The following is a 20,736-nucleotide window of genomic DNA, read 5'->3' as shown; positions in this document are numbered from 1 at the left end:
GGCCTTGCGCTTCGCCTCGGCCTGCGCGGCGGCCACGCGTTCGCGTGCGGCGGCGGCGCTCTTGGCCTTGCTGCTGGTGTTCTTCCCGGTGGCCATGCCTGCTCCTTACGGCGAGGCCGCGTGGGCTCAGCGGCCGGATACCTAATCTCCTAAGAAGATTAGTCGATGGGTGGTGGTTCCGGCTACGCCGGGTGCGGCTCAGGCGGAGAACAGCAGTGCCAGGCCGCCGAGGGTGTAGCCGACCATGAGGGCCAGTAGCGGCAGCTGGCTGCGGACGAGGGACTTGGGGAACAGCTCGGCGGCCCGGTCGTGCGCGGAGACGGTGCCGACGATGTGGCCGATCACCACGCCGGCGACCTGGACCAGGGAGATGGTACTCAGGCTGATCAGACGGTAGTCGACGACGTGCCCGGCGGTGCCGAACAGGTTCGCGCCGTGGACCAGCGGGTCGGATGCCAGGATGACGGCCTGCTGGCCGTTGAACACCAACAGCGAGAAGTAGTGCGCGATCACGTAGCCAGCTGCGATGGGGATCAGCGAGTGCGCGAACCGTCCGGCCGCCGCGCCCGCAGGCACATCGCCGGTCCCGGCCAGCCGGGTCGACAGATACATGACCGCGCTGAAGCTGGCCGCGACGAACGCCACCACCACGACCAGGCCGAGCGTGTTCGCCCAGGTCACGCCGAGCGGCCCGGATTGGACGTGCGAGGCCCAGGCCGGGGAGGCCGAGGCGCCGTCGAAGGCGGTCGAGCCGAGCATCACCGAGACGATCGCCACCAAACCCGGCGCGGCCTCCAGCGAGGCCAGGCCGTCCAGCGGGTTGCGCACCACGATCTGGCCGTCGTCGCGCCTGCCGATCGGGGCCAGGCGTCCGATCAGCGTCGAATAGGCCTCAAAGGCATCGCAGCGGTCGAACCAGCCCGAGCCGAACACGGTCGCCGCGCCCACGTGGACCATGCCGTAGATGCCGAACCACAGCGCGAGCACGCGCGGATCGTCGCGGTTCGGACCGGCCAGCTCCAGCCAGGTGAACGCCAGCAGCCCCACCGCGGCCGGGTAGTAGCCGACGCCCGCCGGAAGCTCGACGAACCCTTGATCCGGGTCGCGACGCAGCACAGCGGAGATCGCCAGGTGCACCGTACGCAGCGGGTTGAGTAGTCGCCAGATCGGGCCGAGCAGCAGCGAGGCGGGCACCAGCCCGACCCAGAACACGACGAAGACGAAAGTGGCCGTCGGGTTGAGGTCGTCGACGCGGCCGAACAGCGCCGCGACCGCGGTGAACCCGCCGAGCAGCAGCCCCAGTGCTCGCAGCAGCCACCGGGTCTCCGGGGCGTCGACGGCCATCGTGACCCAGCCCGGCAACGCCCTCCCGGCCCGCGCGCCGCGCAGCTTCGGCGTCGGCCACAGCACCAGCAGCGCCGCGAAGGACACCGCCACGGCGAGCCCTCCCCCGACCAGGACCGAGTTGAACGGGATCGGCAGGTCCCGGCGTCCACCGACACCGTGGGCCAGGATGACGACGTTCGACGGGGTCATGTCCGTCGGCATCGCCGGGCTCACTTCACTTCGATCTGCAGCAGCTGCAGGTTCGACTTGTGCGTCTCGACCTCGAAGATCCCCGGCAGGTTCGCGGTGAAGTCGATGGTCCCGGGCTTGCCGGCGGCGATCTCGATCTCCTTGTCGTAGCCGTGCAGGTGCACCTCGTCGTCGGCGTCGCTGGTCACGGTGAGCACGACCTGGTCGCCGAGGTGGACGTCGTGGACCGCGTCGGCCGGGCTGACCTTGTGGTGCGCGATCTGCACCGAGATCCGCACCGGACCCGTGCCCGCACCGCCGGCCGCCGCGGTGGGAGTCGACTTGGCCGATGAGCACGCGGCGATTCCGAAGACGGTGACGGCGAGCGCCGCCAGCGGTATCGCCCGGGATCGACGACGGGTCATAGAGACTCCTCGGGGTCGCGGCGGACCGGTCCCCAATCCACCTAAGTAGTTTGGGAGAATACGGCACGAGGGCCGGTCCGCCAACACCCGCCCGCAGTCCGGGCGCCCGAGCCACGGCCTGCGACGACTTCCAGCGATCTTGAACGCCGCGCTATCGTGACCGTAGTTCTAAGTTGGTTAGGACATGCGGAGGTGGTGGGATGGCGCTCGGTGAGACAGTACGCGGCTTCGGCGAGCTGGAGTCCGAGATCATGGACTTCGTCTGGTCCGCCGACGGCCCGGTACTGGTCCGGGAGGTCCGCGACGCCATCAACGGCCAGCGGCCGATCGCCTACAACTCGGTGCAGACGGTCATGGAGATCCTGCACCGGAAGGGCTGGCTGACCCGGGCCCGCGACGGCCGGGCGTTCCGCTACAGCGCCGTGCACTCCCGCGAGGACTACGCCGCCTCCCTGATCGACCAGGTCTTCGAGTCCGGCGCGAACCGCACCGCGACCCTGGTCAAGCTGGTCGAGCAGATGGACCCGGCCGAGGCCGAGGAGCTGCGCACCGCGCTGGCCGCCGCCAAGACTTTCGAGGCCCAGAGCGGCGGAGCCTTGTGAAGATCGCCCTGATACTCGCCGCCTACGCCGCAGTGCTCGCGGTCGCCGGGCCGCGCGTGATGACCCGCGCGGCGTGGACCACCCGCGCGCCGCGCCTGGCGATCGCCGCCTGGCAGGCACTGTGCGCGGCGGTGGTGGCCTCGGTGCTGCTGGCCGGACTGGCACTGGCGGTGCCGACGATTCGGATCAGCGGGAGCCTCGCCACATTGTTGAAGGCATGCGGGGTGGCGCTGCAGACGCAGTACGCCACACCGGGCGGGGCGGCGGTCAGCGCTACCGGCGCCGTACTCGCGTTGGCAGTAGCCACGCGGATGGCGTGGCGCCTGGGCGGGAGCGTGATCTCGGCCCGGACGGAACGTACCCGGCACCGGCGAGCTTTGGCCCTGGTCGGCGTGGCGCACGGCGACACCGGCGTGTCGGTGGTCCCCGATGACCGTCCGGCCGCGTACTGCCTGCCCGGGCGCGGGCATCGCATCGTGCTGACCTCGGCGGCGCTGGCGAAGCTGGGGCCGGGCGAGCTGGCGGCGGTGATCGCCCACGAGCGCGCGCACGTGCGCGGCCGCCATCACCTGGCGCTGGCCTTCGCCGACGCGCTGGCCGCCGCCTTCCCGCGGATCACGCTGTTCGCCACCGCGGAGTCCGAGACCCGCCGCCTGGTGGAGTTGGCCGCCGACGACGCCGCGTGTGCGAGTACTGACGAGCTCACGCTGGCCGAGGCGCTGCTGTCGATGGCCGGAGCCGGTGCCCCGGTCGCCCCGGTCGCGGCGCTGGCCGCCGGCGGCGACGTCGGCGACCGCATCCGCCGCCTGATCGACGGACGGCGTCCGCTGCCCCGCTGGGGTTCGCGGCTCGGGCTCGTCGCGGCGCTGGCGCTGATCGTGGTGCCGTTCGTCTTGGCGGCCGAGCCCGCGGTCGCGGTGGCCAGCATGAACTACTGCCCGCTGAATGCCCACACCTGCCCGATGCTCGGTCACAGCGGTAGTTCGTAGCCTGAGACCCAGGTCCGGGCTTCGTTCATCAGGTGTGTCCAGACGCCGGTGACCTGCATCAGACCCAGCACGATGAGCAGCACGCCGCCGACGCGGTTGATCGCGCGGACGTGACGGCGCAGGAACGTCGCACGCCCCATCGCCGTGCCCGCAGCAGCGGCCAGGATCACGAACGGGACGCCGATGCCCATGCCGTACACCGCGGCCAGGAGGGCGCCGCGCCCGGCGGTGCCGGAGTCGGCGGACAGCGCCAGCACCGCGGCCAGGGTCGGACCGATACACGGAGTCCAGCCCAGGCCGAACATCACGCCGAGCAGCGGCGCACCGACCAGTCCGGCCCGGGGGCTGTAGGAGGGCTTCAGGCTGCGCATGGTGAAGGGGATCCGGTTCAGTGCCCCGACGAACAGCAGCCCCAGCAGGATCGTGAACCCACCGAGCACCTGCGTGAGCCCGCGCTGGTGCGCCAGAAGGGTCGCGCCGAAGCCGCCGAACGCCGCGCCGTAGCTGGCGAACAGTGCGGAGAATCCGGCCGTGAACAACAGCGCGCCGGCCACTGCGCGACACCGCATCCGCCGCGCGGCCACGGCTCCGTTCGCTGGCTGGAACTCGCCGTCGGGCGTCGTGGTCCCGGTGAGGTACGACAGGTAGCCCGGCACCAGCGGAAGGCAGCACGGCGAGGCGAACGTGATCGCACCGGCGGCCAGCGCCAGCGGTATGGCCACCAGGAGCGGGCCGCTCGCGGCCACCTGTCCCGGGTCGCTCACCGCCCAACTCCTGGACGTTGGCATATCGGCCTCGCGCCTGGGGTTTCTGCGCTCACAGTGCCCTGGTCCTCCTTGCCCTCGATGCCGCCGACAGGGGTCGGTGCGGCTGACGCCGACCCTATCTCCTATAGTCCTTAGGAATATAGGTGGGGTGTAGAGGAGGCTCGCATGAGCGGTGACAGCACAACGCGGGAAGCCAACGCCGCGAGCGCGACGGAGCCCGGATCCGTAAGTCCGCGACGGCGGCCCCGCAGGCTGCTAGCCGGCGTGCTCGCGCTCGCTGTCGTCGCGGCTGCCGTGTTGTTCGGTCGTGATCTGCTCGCGAGTGGGTCGAAATCCACAGGAGTGCCGGTGTACGGCCGGGTGTTGGCCATGGCGAAGCGGACCGTGACGCCGGCTCTGGCCGGATCCACGCTAACCGGCGACCACCTGGACATCGCGACCCTGCGCGGGCGCGTCGTGGTGATCAACGTGTGGGGTTCGTGGTGCGACCCGTGTCGAGCCGAGGCGCCGGATCTGGCCCGGTTGTCGGCGGAGACGACGGCTGAAGGCGTGCGCTTCGTCGGCGTCGACATCCGCGACAACATCGGGGCCGGGGCGACTTTCGAGCGCGAGTACGGCATCACCTACCCGTCGATCTTCGACGGGGACGGGACGGCAATGCTCGGCTTCCGGCCCTGGATCCCGATCGCCACACCCACGACCTACGTGCTGGACGCGAAGGGCCGGATCGCCGCGGAGTTCTTCGGCCAGACGCGGTACGCCGATCTGCAGCCGGTCGTGCAGCAGATCGTCGAGCTGGGCTGACGTGGACGTCGTAGCCGGCGGCCGGCGCCGTCGGATCAGAACCTGGACTCTCGCGGCGGCCCTCGCCGCGATCGCAGCTCTGGTGCTGTGGCAGTGGGATCCCGGATCGCGTCCCTCGACGCCCCAGGCCATACCGCTTCGAGCCGGGTTCATCGCAGCGGCACCGGCGGGTCAGCGCCCGTCGCTGCCGGCACTGAGCGGCAGTCAGGTCGGCGCTGGACCGGCAACGATCACGGCGGGAGGTGAGGTGTTGGTGGTCAACATCTGGGGTTCATGGTGCGGTCCGTGCCGCGAAGAAGCGCCGGTTCTGAGCCAGATCTCGGCCGCACCAGCCGCGCAGGGCGTGAGGTTCTGGGGCATCGACACGCACGACACCGATCAGGCAGCGTTGGCCTTCGAGCACGAATACGGCATCGCCTACCCGAGTTTGGCCGACCCCAACGGCTCACTCACCGCGGCGCTGGCAGCCTACGTCCCCGTGGATGCGGTGCCGAGCACGCTCGTGGTCGACGCCACGGGGCACATCGCCGATCGCTTTATCGGCCGGGTCGACGCCGCCACTCTGACTCGGATGATCGATGTCGCGCGGTCCGAGACCGCGCGAAAGAGCAGTGCACTGTCAGCTGTCCATCATGCTCGTGGATGAGGCTGTATCTATCATTCAGCCGAAAGAGGCCCCGTGCCTCTATGACCGTTGCCTACGTGAAGCTCCTCTGCCCATGGGAGTTAGAACTGAAGCCCGCTGTAGTCGACTTCCGCCTGGTAGGTCGTCCCTACTCCGGTTACGTACTCGAAGCGCTACGAATCGTTTTACCGGGCGAACTCCACTAGCAGCGGAGTAGCCACGACGACTGTGGCCTGCTCGGCGTTGTCAGACCCTTCGCCTTCAGGGAAGGTACGGACGACAGCTGTTACGCGCGCATACCCTGCCACTGGGGCGGCGATCTCCGCGGGATAGCGATCGTCCAGCCTGGACAGAAGACGCCCAAGCCGCTCCGCGAAAGAGAACGAGACCTCTTCATGTGCCAGAGCTCGGAGGAAGGCAACGACCGTCATCGGGTCCGTGCCGGATTTGATCACACTCGCATCGTCCGGCTCGGCAGCGGACGGCCGGCCACCTGTCAGGTGCTGCGGGCTCCCATGCAGCAGCAGCCGTGTAGGCCACTGCCGGGTGGGCATTCTAGTGACCACTGGCTGGGGGTTCCAGAACAGCAGCGTGGGCGGCATGGGGACGGCCGCTTGCGGTCGCCGGTCCGAGAAGTCCGGGGTGAAACTGAACACCTGGTAGCTCATGGCCGCGACGAACCGGATCCACTGGCCGGGCCTCAGCCCGGTGTCTTCGAACGAGTTGAGCGGCGGCTTGGCGTGCTCCAGGTACCGGATGACGTCGGCCAGACCAGGATGCTGTTCGGTGGCACCTTCAGCCAGACTGACCTGCAAACCACCCAGGCCCATAGGTGCGGTTGCTCCTACCTGGTTGATGCGTCGTCGCCTGCGGCGTCCGTGGTCGGTGTCGAGGAACTGCTGGACCTTGGCGTCGGACAGGTAGATCAGCTCCCTCATCCGGCACCTCCTCTTACGAGCGAATGAATGTCCCTGTTGCGCCAGTGTGCGCCCGATCGAACCGTCAGGCCTCCGCTGGCGCCTGACAAAGACTGCCGGTGTGTAGCATGACATGTAGGCCGTCAACGCGGCGCCGGGTTGGGCACGGCATCGCCGTGGCATAGCGCTTACCTTCAGCGCGTTTTTTATTGCATTACGCTTTCGACTCCGGGTTGTCCGCCACCAGGCCAATGCTCGACTCAAAGAGCAGGGTCTTCAAGCGATGGTTACCCTCGGATCCGGTCCGCATCGAGAGAATGGATGTCCCGGAGCGTCCGGGACATGGTATTTCTCCAGCTCGTTACTCCTTCCTTGGCTCGTCAACGGCATTCGAGGTTGCCAACGTCCAGGTCGGCCCGGAGGTCCAGTTCGTGCCGCAGCAGCTGGACTTCCTCGGCGAGGCGGCGTATCTCGGCGTCGACTTCTTCGGCGTCTTCAGGGCTGTTCGTCGAGCACTGCGATGTGCCCGCCTCGTCTGGGCCACCAGCGGCGCAGCCCCTTCCGCGGAGCATCGGGCGCACGCACGACAGGTAGGTCACGCCCGCCGCAGCGGCGGTGGCGCCCAGCGGGAACAGATAGCCCGGCGTGCTCACCGCGCGTCCTGGGCCGGGATCTCGTCTCCGCGCCGGATGCCGGACCTCTGGACTTGGTCGCGTAGGTCGGCGACGACGGTGCGCAGCTGTGCCAGCTCGGCCGCGGTCTCGCCCGACGGCTGCGTCGACGCGGCGGGCTGCGCGCTCTGGCTGTTCTTGCCGGGCCGCATCATCAGGAACATCATCACGCCCATGCCGATCGGGCAGGCCAGTGCGGGCAGGACGTACAAGAGCTTGTCCACGGTGTCTCTCCTTATTTCGTGCTGCCGGCTCGGGTGAGCCTGGCGCGCAGCTTGCGTTCTGACAGGCGGCCGTAGGAGAACGGTTCGCCGTTGATCAGGACGCCGGGGGCAAACATGACCCCGGCGGTCAGGGCGAGTTCGCGCCCGTGCTCGGAGCCGAGGTCGATCTCGTCCACAGCGATCGGATGCTCGGCGGCGACCTTGGCCAGGACAGCCTTCGCCTGGTCGCACATCGCGCAGTCGGCCTGCGTGAGCAGCGTGATCGCGGTCGTCACTTCTCGCCGGCCTTCAGATCGGCCAGCAGCTGGCTGGTCGGCACGAACATCGTGTAGTCGGGGGCGCCGCCATAGTCGGCGCGCCAGCGGATGGTGCCGTCCGGCCCGACCAGGACGAAGGTGTGGCCGTCGCGGGAGGCGCCCATCATGCCGTAGTTGTTCGCGCTGTACTGCTTGGAGACGGCCAGATCCGGGTCGGACAGCACCGGGGTGGCCAGGTGCATGTCAGAGGTCTTCTGCGTGATCTGGGCGACCGGGTCGGAGGTGACGGACACGACCTGGTCGACGCCGGCGGCCTTGACCGCGGCGGCGTTCTTCTCCAGGTCGCTCATCTGGTCCCAGCACGGCTGACAGGTCAGGCCCTCCTGGAAGTACAGCAGCACCGTCTTGCCCTTCAACGACGCCAGCGACAGATCGCCGCCGGCGGAGGAGGGCAGGTCGAAGGATGGCGCTGCGGCTCCGATACCCGGACTGCCAACCGTGTAGGCCGCAGCCTTGGAGCTGTTGCCGTGCTGGAAGATCCCGTACAGGCCCGCGCCGACAGCGGCAGCGACCGCGACGCTGATCACGGTGTTGCGGATGTTGCGGCGCTTGGCGTCCTGGACTGCCTTGGCGCGCTCGCGTGCCGCGTTCGTGGGCCGGTTGGGCTTGCGAGCGGCCGTGGTGGTGCCCTTGGAACGGTCAGCGGCCATCAGTGGTCTCCATCATCAATACGGGGGTGGTCGTGGTAGCGGAGGTGCCGGTGGCGCAGCAGTCGTTTGAGATGACTTCGGCTTTCGCCGCGTCGTCGTCGGGATCGCTATGCACGGTTCGAAGGGCTCGACGTAGAAGCAGCGCGACCGCGGCGGCCCCGACCGCGGCGACTACCCAGCCGGGGACGAAGGACAGGTGGCGGGTGGTGACGGCGGCCCAGTGCTGGAGGTCGGCCGACAGCGTGATGCGCCAGCCAGTCGTCGGCATGTCAGGGCCGGTAGCGGCGATCACGACGGTGATGACGCCGATGGCCATCAGCAGGATCCCGGCCAGCAGCTCGCCGATCGGCAGCCGTCGAGAGGTGCCCGGCACGGTGATCGAACGGCCCTGCAGGACCTTCGCCCAGCGCCTGTTCCCGCGTTCCCAGGCCAATGCGATGACCAGCAGCGGCGCCACCATGCCGAGCACGTAGACAAGACCGACGGTCAACGCCGCCGGGAACGATCCGGACGCCCCGGCCAACACCACGACCCCAGCCAGCACCGGGGCACAGCAGGCCGAGGCGACACCCGAGAACGCTCCGAGCAGGTAAGCGGCCCCGAACCCGCTCCGGCCGGGACCGCCGGAGATCATCGGCAGCTTCACCTTGATCCCGAACAGCATCGCCGCGCCCATCGCGAACATCACGGCGCCCATCACCAGGTACACGGTGAAGTGATCCCGGCTGATCATCGCCGAGACCGCCGCCGCACCCAGCCCGATCGGCACGATCACCGTGGCCAGACCGCCGGTGAACGCCAGCGTCGCCGCGACCACCCGACCGCGGGTGCGGAACCCGGTGGCCAGGTACGCCGGCAGCATCACCGACACGCAGCACGGCGCCAGCAACGCCACCACCCCGCCGAAGAACGACGCCAGCAGCGTCGTGCCGAACAGCAGATTGCCCATCGGTGCAGTCCTCGTCTCGCAGATCGTGCCCCGGCCGGCGGGGGTTGCCCCGGCCCAGTAGCCGCGCGATGATTCCTCACGCGGACCAACTCCTAATCTCCTTCGGAGTATAGGCATAGGTACAACGACCCGCACAACCACCGATCGATCGACACAACGAGGAGCACGTGATGCCCACACCGCCACCACACCGGCTGCCCCGTCGCGATCTACGCCGCCGGGGCTCAGCGATGAGCAGGGCCGACAAGGCCGTGATGGCCGTGACGCTGCCAGCCGGGATCGCACTGTTCATCGCCACGGAGATCGCCAACTTCAGCGGGCACGAGCTGTTCTCCTGGGACCCGCATCACTTCTTCGGACAGGTCGGCGGGATGGCGCTGATCGTGGTCGCCGTGACCAGGTGGCGCTGAACGGCGTGGCGCTAGAGGAGGGTGCTCCAGTAGCTCCACCAGCGGGTGAGGATCAGTACGGCGATGAGGCCGTACCACAGCATGGGAACGACAAAGTGGTAGTCCTCGACGGCGTTGCGCAGCGCGTCGGGGCCGGAATGATCCCGTTCTTGATGTTGTGCGCGCCGATGTTGTAGAGCGACTGGTACTGGAGCCACGTCACGAATCCGACGCCGAACAGGGACGAGCGAGGACCTCACCGCCGTGACTGGTGACTGCTGGTGGTGCGGTCAAGCCGCGGCGCGAAGCGGTGGTTGGGCCTGGTGGCGTCGCTTCGAATCGTTCACGAGCGTTCGCCGAAGCGACACGAGGTCACGTGGTCGGCGGCGCGGCGTGCTCGATGATGCGGCAGATCACGGCATCCTCACCGTCGAGCGTGGCCTGCTCGGCGTCAGCACGTGCTCCGGCCAGGGCGGTGCGCAGCGCCTGTAGGTCGGCCATCGTCCGGTCGATCGCGGCGATCCGCTCGTCGAGGATGCCCATGACCAGGTCGCAAGGCTGTTGTCCGCCGCGCTGCAGATTCAGGATCGCCTTGATGTCGGCCAGACCCAGGCCGAGGACGCGCGCTTGCCGGACGAAGTGCAGCACCGCCAGGTCTTCGTCGCGGTAGAGGCGGTAGCCGGCCTCGGTGCGTTCCGGGGCGATGAGCTCGTCGGCCTCGTACAGCCGGATCGCCTTCGGCGACAGCTCGGTAGCCGCCGCGACCTGCCCGATCGTGAACATCTTCCGGCCTTCCCTTGACCTTGCCCCCGGGTCAAGGTTCTAGCGTCGAAGACAGAACGTCAAATCGAACGAAAGGGCAGCATCATGTCCCAGAGCGTCGTTCTGTCGGTGCCCGAAATCACCTGCGACACCTGCAAGAACACCATCGAAGGCGCCGTCGGCCCGCTGGAAGGCGTGGCATCGGCGGTCGTCGACATCGCCTCCCGCACCGTCGTGGTGCGCTTCGACGCCCCGGCGACGCAAGCCGACATCGACGCCGCTATCGAGGGCGCCGGTTACGACATCGCCGGAACCGTGACCTGCGGCGCGTCATGAACGCCGCCGCCGTGCAAGACACCGATCCTGCGGCGGACCGGCTGCACTTCGCGGTAGAAGGCATGACCTGCGCCTCCTGCGCGGCACGCGTGCAGAAGGTGCTCGGTCGCCAGCCCGGAGTCGCAGAGGCACACGTCAACTTCGCCACCGCCCAGGCCACCGTCGTCACCGCCGGCGAGCCGGCCTCGGCCGAGCAACTCGTCGCGGCGGTCACCGGCATCGGCTACGGGCTTGCGCCGCTGGACATCGCGGCCCCGGCCGAGACGGTGTCGGTCCAGCAATCCGAGCGGGACGCCGAGGTCCGGCTGTGGCGCTGGCGCCCGGTCGTCGCCTGGCCGCTGGCGGCCGTGGTGCTGTACCTGTCGGTGTTCCACACGCATCAGCCGTGGGCCTCGGATGTGGCGTGGGCGCTGGCGACGCCGGTGCAGTTCATCGTCGGCTGGCCGATCCTCGTCAGCGCCTGGACTCGGGCCCGCAACCGGCAGATGAACATGGACACCCTGGTGATGCTGGGGACGTTGGCCGCGTACCTGTTCTCGGCGGCGCGGATCGCGATAGACCAGCACGCCGACCACTACTTCGACACCGCCGCCGTCATCATGGCCGCGATCGTCACCGGTCGGTTCTTCGAGGCCCGCGCCAAGAACCGGGCCGGGCACGCGATCGCCGCGCTGCTGGAACTCGGCGCGAAGCAGGCCCGGCTGCGTACCGCCGACGGCGGGGAACGCCTCGTCGACATCGCCGATGTGCAGCCGGGCGATGTGATGGTGGTGCGGCCGGGTGAGAAGGTGCCCACCGACGGCGTCGTGATCGAGGGCGCGTCGGCGGTGGACGAGTCGATGCTGACCGGTGAGAGCGTGCCGGTGGACAAGAACGTCGGGGACACGGTCATCGGCGCCGCGGTCAACGCCTCTGGGCTGCTGGTCGTCCGCGCGGACAAGGTCGGCGCCGGGACCGCGCTGGCTCAGATCGTGCGCCTGGTGGAGGAGGCGCAGGGCGGTCAGGCTGCGGTCGCGCGGCTGGCCGACCGGATCTCGGCGGTGTTCGTGCCTGCGGTCATCGGGATCGCCGCGCTCACGCTGCTGGGTTGGGCGCTGTTCGCGGGCGCGCCGACGCACGGGTTGATCGCTGCCGTCGCGGTGCTGATCATCGCGTGCCCGTGTGCGCTGGGGCTGGCTACGCCGACCGCGATTCTGGTGGGTACCGGCCGGGGCGCCGCGCTCGGTGTCCTGTTCAAGGGCGGGGAAGTCTTGGAGGCGTCCCGCCAGATTGACGCGGTGGTGTTCGACAAGACCGGCACGCTCACCCACGGCCGGATGCGTCTGGTCGGCACCGCCGGTCACGAGCAGACGCTGGCGCTGGCCGCTGCGGTCGAGTCCGGTAGCGAGCATCCGATCGCCGCGGCCGTGGTCGATGCGGCCCGCGAGCATGGCCTGGCGATCCTGCTCGTCGCCGGGTTCACGAGCACGGCCGGTCACGGCGTGCGCGGCATCGTCGGCGGCCGGGAGGTGCTGGTGGGCCGGGACCGGATGTTCACCGAGGCTGGCTGGCCGATCGGCGAGGAACTGGCGACCGCATCAGAGTCCTTCGAGAACCAGGCTGCCACCGCGTTCTATGTCGGCTGGGACGGTCAGGCCAAGGGCGTCGTCGCGGTGGCCGACACGGTCAAGGACGACGCGCGGAACGCGGTCGCCGCTCTGCGCGCATCGGGCATCAAGACCATGATGATCACCGGCGACAACCGGCGGACTGCGCAGGCCGTCGCGGAGGCGGTCGGCATCGATCAGGTGCTGGCCGAGGTACTGCCAGCCGACAAAGCCGCCGAGGTACGCCGCCTACAGGACGAGGGCCTGAAAGTGGCGATGGTCGGCGACGGCGTCAACGACGCCCCGGCACTCGTCCAGGCCGACCTCGGCATCGCCATCGGCACCGGAACCGACGTGGCGATCGAGTCCTCGGACATCACCCTGCTCGGCGGCAGCCTTTCCGGTGTCGTCACCGCGATCGCCCTGGCCCGGCGCACACACCGGACGATCTGGCAGAACCTGTTCTGGGCGTTTGCCTACAACACGGTCCTGATCCCGGTGGCCGCGTTCGGCCTGCTCGACCCGATCCTGGCCGGCGCCGCCATGGGCATCTCCAGCGTTACCGTCGTCACCAACAGCCTGCGCCTGTCCATCTTCGGACGTCGTGCGGCCCGATGAGGTGGCGAGGCGTCATGGGCTGACGACCCTGGCGGCGGTCGGGTCGAACCACACTCCTATACTCCTTAGGAAATAAGGTGAGACGGAATACGGGAGTTCGGTATGGAGATCAGCGGAGGGCCGGCAGCCATACGCGAGACGCCTAACAGACGGCGTGTGCTCGCAGTGCTCGCCTCCTTCGTCTTGGCCCTGCTGATCGGAACGGCCAGTCCCGCATCCGCGCACGCCACATTGCTGTTCGCTTCCCCGTCCGCCGACGGCGGCGTTGCCACCTCACCGAGCGACCTGGTCCTCACCTTCGACAGCCCGGTCACACTCCAGGCCCAGGCACTGCGCGCCTCCGGGCCCTCCGGCAGCGCCGTGCACCTCGGCACACCGACGTTGAGCACCGATCGCCGCACGATGCAGGCGGCGCTGTCCGCACCGATCGGCATCGGCGTGTACACGGTGACGTGGCAGGTCACCGCCTCCGACGGCGATGCCGTGACCGGCACCTACCGATTCGCCGTCGGCCCAGCAGCCGCCGGGCTGAGCAGCAGCCCGCGCACCGTCCAGGCACCGGGCGCGCTGTCCACCGGCATCGCCCGCTGGCTGCTGTTCGCCGCCCTGGCCGCAATCGTCGGCTCAGCGGTGACGCCACGCCTCGCCGCCCGGGCCCGCGTCAGCATCAGGACTTCGCGGCGCTACGACCAGGCCGTCGCAGCTGCTGCTCTGACCGGAATGTTGGCCGCACTATGGCTGCTGGCCATTCAACTCGGCGGCGGCAGTGCACTCCACGGCGCGGCTCACATGGGTTCCAGCGCATTCGCCAGCCGGCCCGCGGCAATCGTCACCGTCGAGGCTGCGGCATTCGCCGTTGTCGCGTTGGCAGCACTGCTGCGCCGCCGGATGCCGACTGCGAAGCAGACCGCCGAAGCGGCCAGCGAACACACATCACTCGCGGGACTCACCCGCCAGGCTTGGGCTCTGATCCCGCTCGCTGTCATCGTCGGGGCGGAGTCGGTGCGGGCTCATCCGCACGAATACGGGTCCTTCCTCGGAGCCGCGACGACGTTCGTACACCTGGCGTCCGTGGCTCTCTGGCTCGGGGCGCTGGCATACGCAGTGGCGTTCGCGATCACCGGCCGCCCCGACACCAAGGCGGTGCGACGGTTGTGGCGCGCCTACGCCCGCATGGCGGCCGTGCTACTAGCCACTGTTCTGGTCAGCGGCGTGACTGCGGCGCTGATCGTCGTGCCGCTGTCCGACCTGCTCGGTACCGGCTACGGACAGCTTCTCCTGGTCAAGGTCGGACTGGTCGCCGTAGCCGCCGGCCTGGCCGCAACCGCGCGCTGGCGCTTGCACACCAAGCGCCTGGTCCTCCCGTCGGCTCGCGCCGAGGCCGCCGTGCTCGCGGTGGTGCTCGCCGCATCGGCGACGCTCACCGCACTCGCCCCGCCCAAGACCGGCACCGGCGACCTCGCCGTGCCGCCTCCGGCATCCGGCCCCGTCGAATCCCTCGGCGCGCGGACCGGGCAAGTCGGCATCGACGTCCAAGCCAGCGACGGCCTACTCGTCGTCTACCTGACCGCACCCGGTGCCGACGAAACCGGAGCAGCCGATCAAGGCTCGCCGGAAGGAGGCGCTGCTGCGGCTGTCGTCAACGCCGGGCCTTCCACGAGCTACAAGCTGGCGGTCGTCGCTGCGGACCCGTCCGGAAACACGCGCAAACTCCCCCTGCACGGCTGCGGCAGTGGCTGCTACGTCACCCCCATGGCATGGGCAAAGGGCGACAGCATCCTGACACTGACCGCCGGCGCAGACACCTGGACCGGCGGCCGCACCACCGTCGCCGTCTCCTGGCCGCCGACGCCCGGCGACACCGCCCTGTCCAAGCTCACCGCCGCCTTGGCGAACACTCCACACATGACCGTGATCGAACAGGTCTCCAGCGACACCACCGCGAGCCCGACGGCTCCGCGCACGCTCGACTTGTCCGGCCCCTACTTCCTGAACGCCGAACCCTACGGCAGCGGCAAAGCCCCTCAGGCCACCTCGATCCCCGGCCCCGGCGACAGCAGCACCCTGCTGCTCGGCTACCCGGCCGAGCACATCACCGCCAGGCTTGTCCTGGACGCCCAGGGACACCTCGTCCGCGAGACGCTTACCGATCCGGACCACGTCACGGTCCGAACCTTCGAATACCCGGAGACCTAGGAGTGAGCCCCGGCGACGAGTGGCTGTCGGCCAAGAACCAAGTGGCCTCCAGCATTCGCCGCGATTTGTTACGAGAGACCATCTCCACTCCAAAGAGTGGACCTTGACAGGATTCGATCTTCATCGCTTTACTTTCGATTTCTCACCGGAAAGCCTTACCTCAGAACAGGTCAAAGCATAAAGCTGGCGAGAGGTTAGTTTGGTTGCGCGTCCACAGCACGGCAAGCGTATTCAGATACTGCGCCGGCGCGTTCCTGTTAGCGCTCAGCGCGACGGGATGCACAACGTCCAGCCACAGATCATCTGCTCCAATCCACAGCCAGCTACCGCCGACAGCGCCCACCTCACAGACCGCGTCGACGGAGACCCCCGACGTTCTCGCCGCCTATACGGGCATGTGGAACGACATGACGAACGCCTCGCATACAGCCAATTGGCGAGACCCTGCGTTCTCTCACCACGCAACCGGAGAGGCATTCGACGAGCTGACCAGCGGTCTGTATTCAATGAATCAGCAGGGCCTGGTATCTCACGGCGCACCCATCCTGCATCCGCAGGTGACAATCTCGACTCCGTCGAAAGCCATCGTCGATGACTGCACGTCGACCACTGGGTGGCTTGAATACGTCGCAGCGACCGGCAAGTTGAAGAACAACACGCCCGGCGGGAACAGGCTCGTCGAGTCGCATGTCGAGTTGGCGGACGGGGTCTGGCGTGTCACCGACTACGCCGTTGGCGACCTGGGATCGTGCTGATGGCGGCGCGCAAGGCAGCCGTCGCCCTCCTGGTCTGCGTCCAGCGCCGGAAAGCGAAGGCGTTGAGTAGATGCCGCTCAGTCACACGGAGGCGCCCACACCTGATAGTCCAGCAACGACGACGTTCTGGCTGACAGAGAATGGCGCAGGCTCGGCGCCAAGCATGCGCTGCGATCGTCGGCACGTGCTCGCACCAGGCCCCAGCGCCAAGATCCGCCAGCAAGCCGTGCAGCCAGGCTGCTGTCGTCCACGGTCCGGCACCCTACGTCGGGGTCCTGAACTTGGTCTTGCAGATAGCGACTATCAGGCTTCTGAGACGGTCTACCCTCCTACTATGGCGCTGCCGGAGGCTCCTGAAGAGCCAGATCGTGATCGACCAGACCCGCCACGCCGCCAACCAACGGAACCGGTAGCGCAATTGATGCCGCTACGGGCCGCATTGGCCAGGTCGGTCGGCGCCGGGCTCGGAGTAGTAGTCGCGCTGTTCGCTCTGTTCTACCTGCTCATTGGGCACCCTCACTTAGCGCATGAACCGCTGACATCAGACGGGCTGTTCAACCTCCTCAAACTCGCCTTCGCCGTCGTCGCCGGCATCGGCGGCACCGTTGCACTCGTCATGAACTACCGGAAGCAGCGATTGGCAGAGATCAAGGCCGAGCAAGAGACAGGTGCCGAGGCCCGCGCTGGCAGGGTGGAAATGCGCGAACAGGACAAGCTGTTCACGGAGCGGTTCACACAGGCCGCGCAACAAACTGGAAGTGAACGCGCCGCCGTCCGCCTGGCGGGCATGTACGCGCTGGCGCGGATCGCCGACGACTCGATCCGCGACCGCCCCACCTGCTTAAAGTTTCTCTGCGCATATCTACAGATGCCATGGCTACCGGTCGGACAGGTGGAACCGGACACTGACCCCACGGTTCGCATATCCAACGCGGGGGAACGCCAAGTGAGGCTTGCAGCTCAAGCGCTGCTTGCCGAGCGGTTGCGCTGCGACCATCCCGGCTTCTGGCCGGATGCTGCGATAGACCTGCGTGAAGCAACTCTTATCGAAGCCAACTTCGATGGATGTAAATTCGCTCATGCATCGTTCGAAGATGCTTGTTTCATTTCGGGAGCGTCATTCGGCTCGACTCAGTTCACCGACACCGCGTCGTTCAAGGGCGCGAGCTTCCAAGACGACGTTGCGTTCACAGAGTCGACGTTTACCTCCAGCAGCAATTTCAGCAACGCGAAGTTCGGCGGGAACGCGTTTTTCGGCAAGACTTCGTTCATCCTCGCCACCTTCGAGGGCACGACGTTCACAGGCCTCGCACACTTCCCAGAAGCTCTTTTTGACGGCGTAGCAAACTTCACACGCTCCCAGTTTCAAGAGGAAGCAGACTTCAGCACAGCCCAGTTCCGTGCAGCACGCTTCGACGCGGCCTCCTTCCACGGCATTGCACGCTTCCCTGACGCGGTCTTCCATGAATCGGCCATGTTCGCCGGTGCGGTGTTTGAGCAGGAGGCACGGTTCGACACGACCAAGTTCAAGGCCGATACCTGGTTCAGCAAGGCCCGCTTCAATGACACCGCCAACTTTTCCGATGCCAGATTCGACCAGGACGCCTGGTTCCACGGGTCGAAGTTCAAGCAGAGCGCCGGCTTCAAGAGGACCACCTTCGGTCACGGCACATGGTTCGATTCCGCAATCTTCAGCGGAAGCACCAGGTTCGACACTGCGATCTTTAGTGGAGGTGCGAGGTTCACAACAACAGTGTTCGCAGGTCCGGCATGGTTTGATACGGCGGTATTTAACAGCGAGGCAAGGTTCGACAACGCCCGCTTCGAAAAAACAGCCAAGTTCGACAAGGCATCCTTCGCCCGCGATTCCCCGCCTATCTGGCCAAGCGGCTTTAACCTTCCAGCGGTGTCTGAGGTACACCTCGAGACGCTCGAAACAGAGCGGAGCCCCGACTAGTCATTGGGATCCGGACCAGACGGCTTTGATCTTCTTAGTCGCCATAGGTCGGGCCACGAATAGGCCGCGTTTCACGAGCAGTACCCGCAAGGACCCACCCCATCACCTCAACGAGGAAATCGGCCGGTCGCTACTAACCGCCACCTCCCCTAATCGTGATTGTACAGAATCGCCTCCGATGCGAGGAGCCGCACCAAAGAGACATCCGGCCACAACGCGTCAGCCTCGCCACTCTGCGGCAGCAACGGCCTAGCTTGCTCGTACCGAATATCATCTTTCGCGTGAACTATTCGATTTCGCAGCTGATAGATCCGATCCGCGACTTGATCGGAAAGACTCTTTGTATTATTGCCCGGATTGATATTCTCGACACCGCCAATAGGGCCTTTGCCCGTGAAGTGCTTATCCCAATTACTTCCAGAAAAGAAGTCAGCCAGCTTGTCACTCCGAACACACTCTTGCAGCAGCGTCTTGAGTTGCTTGTCTTCAGATTGATTAGCGGACTTCTCGGCAACTGCCAGAATTCTCATCAAGCTACGGTCATCAGCTTTATTAAACAACGGGTCAGAGAGCTCATCCTGAATTCGCTTTCGCGATGCACGTCCGACAGCGCTCGGGAAGAAATATTCCAGCACCTGGTAGTAAAACAGATACGAAAGCGTCGGGTTCTCCCCCACGATGCCCGCAAAGCTGAACAGCGCTGACACTTCTGGCTTGATGGCCATTTCAGGGAATCGCAGCGGATTCTCACCCGGACTGCGAGGGCCGAGAGTTCGAGAGACTTCTGGAGAACGCCTTCGTAACGGGTACAGGCTAACCCCGTTACGAACATCAAGCTCGTACATTAGCGAGCTTAAAAGCGCTTGAACCTCGGATATCATTTCATCGTTGGTTAGTGTCACATTGAACGCAAATTTCAAGGTCAAGATGGACTGGCCAAACCTGCCGCCAAGGCCCAATGCAAGCGCATAAGGGGACGCACCAGAGATCTCGATACAGACTCTCTCGCTCGCGAGGTGATGGATGACCGACTCCGGAAACCGCGCCGAGAACCGGCTTATCGGAACGGCCGGCAAAGAAATATCATTAGCCGAGTGCCGACAGCTCTTCACGTCAGCGACAGCTCGACGGAAAGAGAATTGAAGAGGAGCTCCCGCCATTCTTCGCGGAACACTTCGAAAAGCAAGCTCCGCATAGCCGATCGCTGGCGCGATGAAGCCGCTATAGTGAGGATACGGCTCAATCCTATCCCTAATCTGCGCTAGCAGGGCACTCGCATAATCGCGCGGAACTGTCGTTTTCCTGCCCGGAACTTCTGCAACGCTAGGGCGTGGGAGGAAGGTGAGATCGAACTCATCGACGCCGACATAATCGATTTCAGCGTTCGCCAGCTCTTGAATAAGATCTTGCTCGACCTTAGATGGCTGCCCGTTTGAAATCTCATCGCTATCCTGGGGGAGGGCATAGAGTTCGTCCTCCCACTCGGAGTCGTCATCTACAGACACTGCTAGCTCTCGATTCGTTGACGCCGAAGGCCTTCACCCCGATCGTCCTCCCACGAGTCGCCGCGCGCAACTATCTTCCCAGCTTTGGCAATCTAGATCCATGCCTGCGAGTTTTCATCAACTACCTACATCAAGCTACGCACTAACTCCAGGCTGGCCGATTACCAAGATCGATGAAAGATCTGCTCTACTTTACGTCCTTAGCCGCTATCCCATATATCTGCACATAGTGACAACACGAGGGCAAGGTATACACGGCTCTCGCGCGGTTGCTCGTGCCGGGGGACAGCACGGTGACCACGAACCAGGGCGGGCGACGGCCCTTCCCCGTTTGCATGGAACCCAACGCGGTCCCGCAAGTGGGGCACGCCAACAGGTCCAGCGTCGACCCGGAAGACCAAGAGCCACCAAAGGCGGCCTTCGTGGCGAGCCGGCCGCCGTGCCCAGGACCGGCCGCCAGGCCGCACGCCCGGGATGCGGCGGGCCGGCGGCGGCGCGGTAGCGCCGCCTTGATCTGATACAGCTCAATTCGGCAATGCGCCGCGGTACATTTCGCCGTGTTCCAGGTACAGGGTGGCGGACTGCGAGCGGGCCTCGATGGCGGCTTTGACGCGGCGTGCGAGGCGCGGGATCAGCAGCGTGTCGACGAGTTCGGGATCGTGGAAGGCGTAGCCGGCGATTTCGGCAGCTTCAAGTTCGATACGGTTGCGATACTCGGGAGCGAGCTCGCCGCCGTCGAAGACGAACAGAAGCTTGTCGCCTTCGCCCGCGGCCGGCGCCCGGTCGGCGACCAAGAGTGCGCCGATGGGCGGCTTGATGCCGAGTTCCTCCTGGACCTCGCGTACTGCGCCCTGTACGGGGGTCTCGCCGATCTCGACGTAACCGCCCGGGAGTTCCCAACCGGGCTTGTACGACGGCCGAACTAGCAGGATGCGTCCTTCAGCGTCGAAGAAGAGGACTCCAGAAGCTACGCGGGCACTGGCAATCGACTCGGCTGGGTTCGGCTCGGTCACGAGTCGACTCTAGAGAGCTAGCAGGCTGCACACGCCACTAAGGGCTCGCGTGAGAACTACGCGGTGGTGTCCGAGAGATCCCCTGCCGGTTTGTGATAGGCCCGCAGGGTGCTGACTGAGGATGAGATCGCGTCGCGGTTCGCTAGGATCCGGCCGTTCCTGGA

22 protein-coding genes and 1 pseudogene are annotated in these 20,736 nt (G+C 66.6%); 10 read left to right on the top strand and 13 right to left on the bottom strand.

Annotation, left to right across the window (positions count from 1 at the left end; all coding sequences use genetic code 11):
* Nucleotides 1–198: 198 nt before the first annotated feature.
* Together GWK61_RS38170 and GWK61_RS38165 are read right to left on the bottom strand one after the other, a co-directional pair.
* A complete protein-coding gene (locus GWK61_RS38170) occupies nucleotides 199–1,548 on the bottom strand; it encodes a hypothetical protein (protein ID WP_228563615.1) in 1,350 nt (449 codons plus the stop codon).
* 8 nt (nucleotides 1,549–1,556) lie between these two features.
* Nucleotides 1,557–1,940, bottom strand: coding sequence for a cupredoxin domain-containing protein (locus GWK61_RS38165; protein ID WP_194916583.1), 384 nt, complete (start codon nucleotides 1,938–1,940; stop codon nucleotides 1,557–1,559).
* A gap of 200 nt (nucleotides 1,941–2,140) precedes the next feature.
* Between GWK61_RS38165 and GWK61_RS38160 the strand changes: the two genes are divergently transcribed.
* Both GWK61_RS38160 and GWK61_RS38155 read left to right on the top strand, forming a co-directional pair.
* Nucleotides 2,141–2,542 (top strand): BlaI/MecI/CopY family transcriptional regulator, encoded by a 402-nt coding sequence (locus tag GWK61_RS38160; RefSeq protein WP_194910088.1) that lies wholly within the window; start codon nucleotides 2,141–2,143, stop codon nucleotides 2,540–2,542.
* Nucleotides 2,539–3,531, top strand: coding sequence for a M56 family metallopeptidase (locus GWK61_RS38155; protein WP_194916582.1), 993 nt, complete (start codon nucleotides 2,539–2,541; stop codon nucleotides 3,529–3,531). Before GWK61_RS38160 ends, GWK61_RS38155 begins: the two co-directional genes overlap by 4 nt.
* Here GWK61_RS38155 and GWK61_RS38150 read toward each other — a convergent pair.
* Nucleotides 3,513–4,295: a cytochrome c biogenesis CcdA family protein gene (locus GWK61_RS38150; protein WP_323747941.1), complete on the bottom strand. Its 783-nt coding sequence runs from the start codon at nucleotides 4,293–4,295 to the stop codon at nucleotides 3,513–3,515. The genes GWK61_RS38155 and GWK61_RS38150 overlap by 19 nt on opposite strands.
* 168 nt (nucleotides 4,296–4,463) lie before the next feature.
* Between GWK61_RS38150 and GWK61_RS38145 the strand changes: the two genes are divergently transcribed.
* Both GWK61_RS38145 and GWK61_RS38140 read left to right on the top strand, forming a co-directional pair.
* Nucleotides 4,464–5,102 (top strand): TlpA family protein disulfide reductase, encoded by a 639-nt coding sequence (locus GWK61_RS38145; protein WP_194916580.1) that lies wholly within the window; start codon nucleotides 4,464–4,466, stop codon nucleotides 5,100–5,102.
* Between the two features lie 250 nt (nucleotides 5,103–5,352).
* Nucleotides 5,353–5,748, top strand: coding sequence for a TlpA family protein disulfide reductase (locus GWK61_RS38140; protein ID WP_194916579.1), 396 nt, complete (start codon nucleotides 5,353–5,355; stop codon nucleotides 5,746–5,748).
* Between the two features lie 164 nt (nucleotides 5,749–5,912).
* On the opposite strand, the gene GWK61_RS38135 is transcribed toward GWK61_RS38140, so the two are convergent.
* The 6 genes from GWK61_RS38135 to GWK61_RS38110 form a co-directional block, all read right to left on the bottom strand.
* Nucleotides 5,913–6,665: an SAVMC3_10250 family protein gene (locus GWK61_RS38135; RefSeq protein WP_194916578.1), complete on the bottom strand. Its 753-nt coding sequence runs from the start codon at nucleotides 6,663–6,665 to the stop codon at nucleotides 5,913–5,915.
* A 359-nt stretch (nucleotides 6,666–7,024) separates the two neighbouring features.
* A complete protein-coding gene (locus GWK61_RS38130) occupies nucleotides 7,025–7,297 on the bottom strand; it encodes a hypothetical protein (RefSeq protein WP_194916577.1) in 273 nt (90 codons plus the stop codon).
* Nucleotides 7,294–7,539 (bottom strand): hypothetical protein, encoded by a 246-nt coding sequence (locus GWK61_RS38125; protein ID WP_194916576.1) that lies wholly within the window; start codon nucleotides 7,537–7,539, stop codon nucleotides 7,294–7,296. Before GWK61_RS38125 ends, GWK61_RS38130 begins: the two co-directional genes overlap by 4 nt.
* A gap of 11 nt (nucleotides 7,540–7,550) precedes the next feature.
* A complete protein-coding gene (locus tag GWK61_RS38120) occupies nucleotides 7,551–7,814 on the bottom strand; it encodes a glutaredoxin family protein (RefSeq protein WP_194916575.1) in 264 nt (87 codons plus the stop codon).
* Entirely contained in the window at nucleotides 7,811–8,506 is a 696-nt protein-coding gene (locus GWK61_RS38115) for a peroxiredoxin family protein (RefSeq protein ID WP_194916574.1), read from the bottom strand. Before GWK61_RS38115 ends, GWK61_RS38120 begins: the two co-directional genes overlap by 4 nt.
* Nucleotides 8,496–9,455: a cytochrome c biogenesis CcdA family protein gene (locus tag GWK61_RS38110; RefSeq protein ID WP_194916573.1), complete on the bottom strand. Its 960-nt coding sequence runs from the start codon at nucleotides 9,453–9,455 to the stop codon at nucleotides 8,496–8,498. Before GWK61_RS38110 ends, GWK61_RS38115 begins: the two co-directional genes overlap by 11 nt.
* Nucleotides 9,456–9,685: 230 nt before the next feature.
* Between GWK61_RS38110 and GWK61_RS38105 the strand changes: the two genes are divergently transcribed.
* On the top strand, nucleotides 9,686–9,865 hold the full coding sequence (locus GWK61_RS38105; protein WP_194916572.1) for a hypothetical protein: 180 nt from the start codon (nucleotides 9,686–9,688) through the stop codon (nucleotides 9,863–9,865).
* Nucleotides 9,866–9,876: 11 nt separating this feature from the next.
* Here GWK61_RS38105 and GWK61_RS38100 read toward each other — a convergent pair.
* Nucleotides 9,877–10,088: pseudogene (locus GWK61_RS38100) on the bottom strand (vitamin K epoxide reductase family protein); the annotation flags it as partial.
* A gap of 128 nt (nucleotides 10,089–10,216) precedes the next feature.
* The gene (locus tag GWK61_RS38095) at nucleotides 10,217–10,627 is read right to left on the bottom strand and encodes a MerR family DNA-binding protein (RefSeq protein WP_194916571.1); all 411 of its coding nucleotides are present in this window, start codon (nucleotides 10,625–10,627) and stop codon (nucleotides 10,217–10,219) included.
* A gap of 84 nt (nucleotides 10,628–10,711) precedes the next feature.
* Between GWK61_RS38095 and GWK61_RS38090 the strand changes: the two genes are divergently transcribed.
* The 5 genes from GWK61_RS38090 (at nucleotide 10,712) to GWK61_RS38070 (ending at nucleotide 18,054) form a co-directional block, all read left to right on the top strand.
* Complete coding sequence (locus GWK61_RS38090; protein WP_194916570.1) at nucleotides 10,712–10,942, top strand: heavy-metal-associated domain-containing protein; 231 nt, start codon at nucleotides 10,712–10,714, stop codon at nucleotides 10,940–10,942.
* Nucleotides 10,939–13,146: a heavy metal translocating P-type ATPase gene (locus GWK61_RS38085; protein WP_194916569.1), complete on the top strand. Its 2,208-nt coding sequence runs from the start codon at nucleotides 10,939–10,941 to the stop codon at nucleotides 13,144–13,146. Before GWK61_RS38090 ends, GWK61_RS38085 begins: the two co-directional genes overlap by 4 nt.
* A 156-nt stretch (nucleotides 13,147–13,302) precedes the next feature.
* On the top strand, nucleotides 13,303–15,342 hold the full coding sequence (locus GWK61_RS38080) for a copper resistance CopC/CopD family protein (RefSeq protein WP_194916568.1): 2,040 nt from the start codon (nucleotides 13,303–13,305) through the stop codon (nucleotides 15,340–15,342).
* A gap of 395 nt (nucleotides 15,343–15,737) precedes the next feature.
* Nucleotides 15,738–16,097, top strand: a complete 360-nt coding sequence (locus GWK61_RS38075; RefSeq protein WP_194916567.1) for a hypothetical protein — start codon at nucleotides 15,738–15,740, stop codon at nucleotides 16,095–16,097.
* Between the two features lie 334 nt (nucleotides 16,098–16,431).
* Entirely contained in the window at nucleotides 16,432–18,054 is a 1,623-nt protein-coding gene (locus GWK61_RS38070; RefSeq protein WP_194916566.1) for a pentapeptide repeat-containing protein, read from the top strand.
* A 149-nt stretch (nucleotides 18,055–18,203) separates the two neighbouring features.
* Here GWK61_RS38070 and GWK61_RS38065 read toward each other — a convergent pair whose 3' ends face one another.
* A complete protein-coding gene (locus GWK61_RS38065; RefSeq protein ID WP_194916565.1) occupies nucleotides 18,204–19,559 on the bottom strand; it encodes a hypothetical protein in 1,356 nt (451 codons plus the stop codon).
* Between the two features lie 524 nt (nucleotides 19,560–20,083).
* Nucleotides 20,084–20,572 (bottom strand): NUDIX domain-containing protein, encoded by a 489-nt coding sequence (locus GWK61_RS38060; protein ID WP_194916564.1) that lies wholly within the window; start codon nucleotides 20,570–20,572, stop codon nucleotides 20,084–20,086.
* Nucleotides 20,573–20,736 lie beyond the last annotated feature (164 nt).

The sequence above is a fragment of the Catenulispora rubra genome (genome assembly GCF_015356825.1).
GTDB lineage: Bacteria > Actinomycetota > Actinomycetes > Streptomycetales > Catenulisporaceae > Catenulispora > Catenulispora rubra.
This window is presented reverse-complemented; position numbering and strand designations above follow the sequence as displayed.

Coding starts and splice junctions, on each gene's coding strand:
- GWK61_RS38135 (WP_194916578.1), bottom strand. CDS start 6,665: ATGAGGGAGCTGATCTACCTGTCCGACGCCAAGGTCCAGCAGTTCCTC.
- GWK61_RS38090 (WP_194916570.1), top strand. CDS start 10,712: ATGTCCCAGAGCGTCGTTCTGTCGGTGCCCGAAATCACCTGCGACACC.
- GWK61_RS38085 (WP_194916569.1), top strand. CDS start 10,939: ATGAACGCCGCCGCCGTGCAAGACACCGATCCTGCGGCGGACCGGCTG.
- GWK61_RS38095 (WP_194916571.1), bottom strand. CDS start 10,627: ATGTTCACGATCGGGCAGGTCGCGGCGGCTACCGAGCTGTCGCCGAAG.
- GWK61_RS38160 (WP_194910088.1), top strand. CDS start 2,141: ATGGCGCTCGGTGAGACAGTACGCGGCTTCGGCGAGCTGGAGTCCGAG.
- GWK61_RS38165 (WP_194916583.1), bottom strand. CDS start 1,940: ATGACCCGTCGTCGATCCCGGGCGATACCGCTGGCGGCGCTCGCCGTC.
- GWK61_RS38110 (WP_194916573.1), bottom strand. CDS start 9,455: ATGGGCAATCTGCTGTTCGGCACGACGCTGCTGGCGTCGTTCTTCGGC.
- GWK61_RS38145 (WP_194916580.1), top strand. CDS start 4,464: ATGAGCGGTGACAGCACAACGCGGGAAGCCAACGCCGCGAGCGCGACG.
- GWK61_RS38105 (WP_194916572.1), top strand. CDS start 9,686: ATGAGCAGGGCCGACAAGGCCGTGATGGCCGTGACGCTGCCAGCCGGG.
- GWK61_RS38170 (WP_228563615.1), bottom strand. CDS start 1,548: ATGCCGACGGACATGACCCCGTCGAACGTCGTCATCCTGGCCCACGGT.
- GWK61_RS38075 (WP_194916567.1), top strand. CDS start 15,738: ATGTGGAACGACATGACGAACGCCTCGCATACAGCCAATTGGCGAGAC.
- GWK61_RS38070 (WP_194916566.1), top strand. CDS start 16,432: ATGGCGCTGCCGGAGGCTCCTGAAGAGCCAGATCGTGATCGACCAGAC.
- GWK61_RS38115 (WP_194916574.1), bottom strand. CDS start 8,506: ATGGCCGCTGACCGTTCCAAGGGCACCACCACGGCCGCTCGCAAGCCC.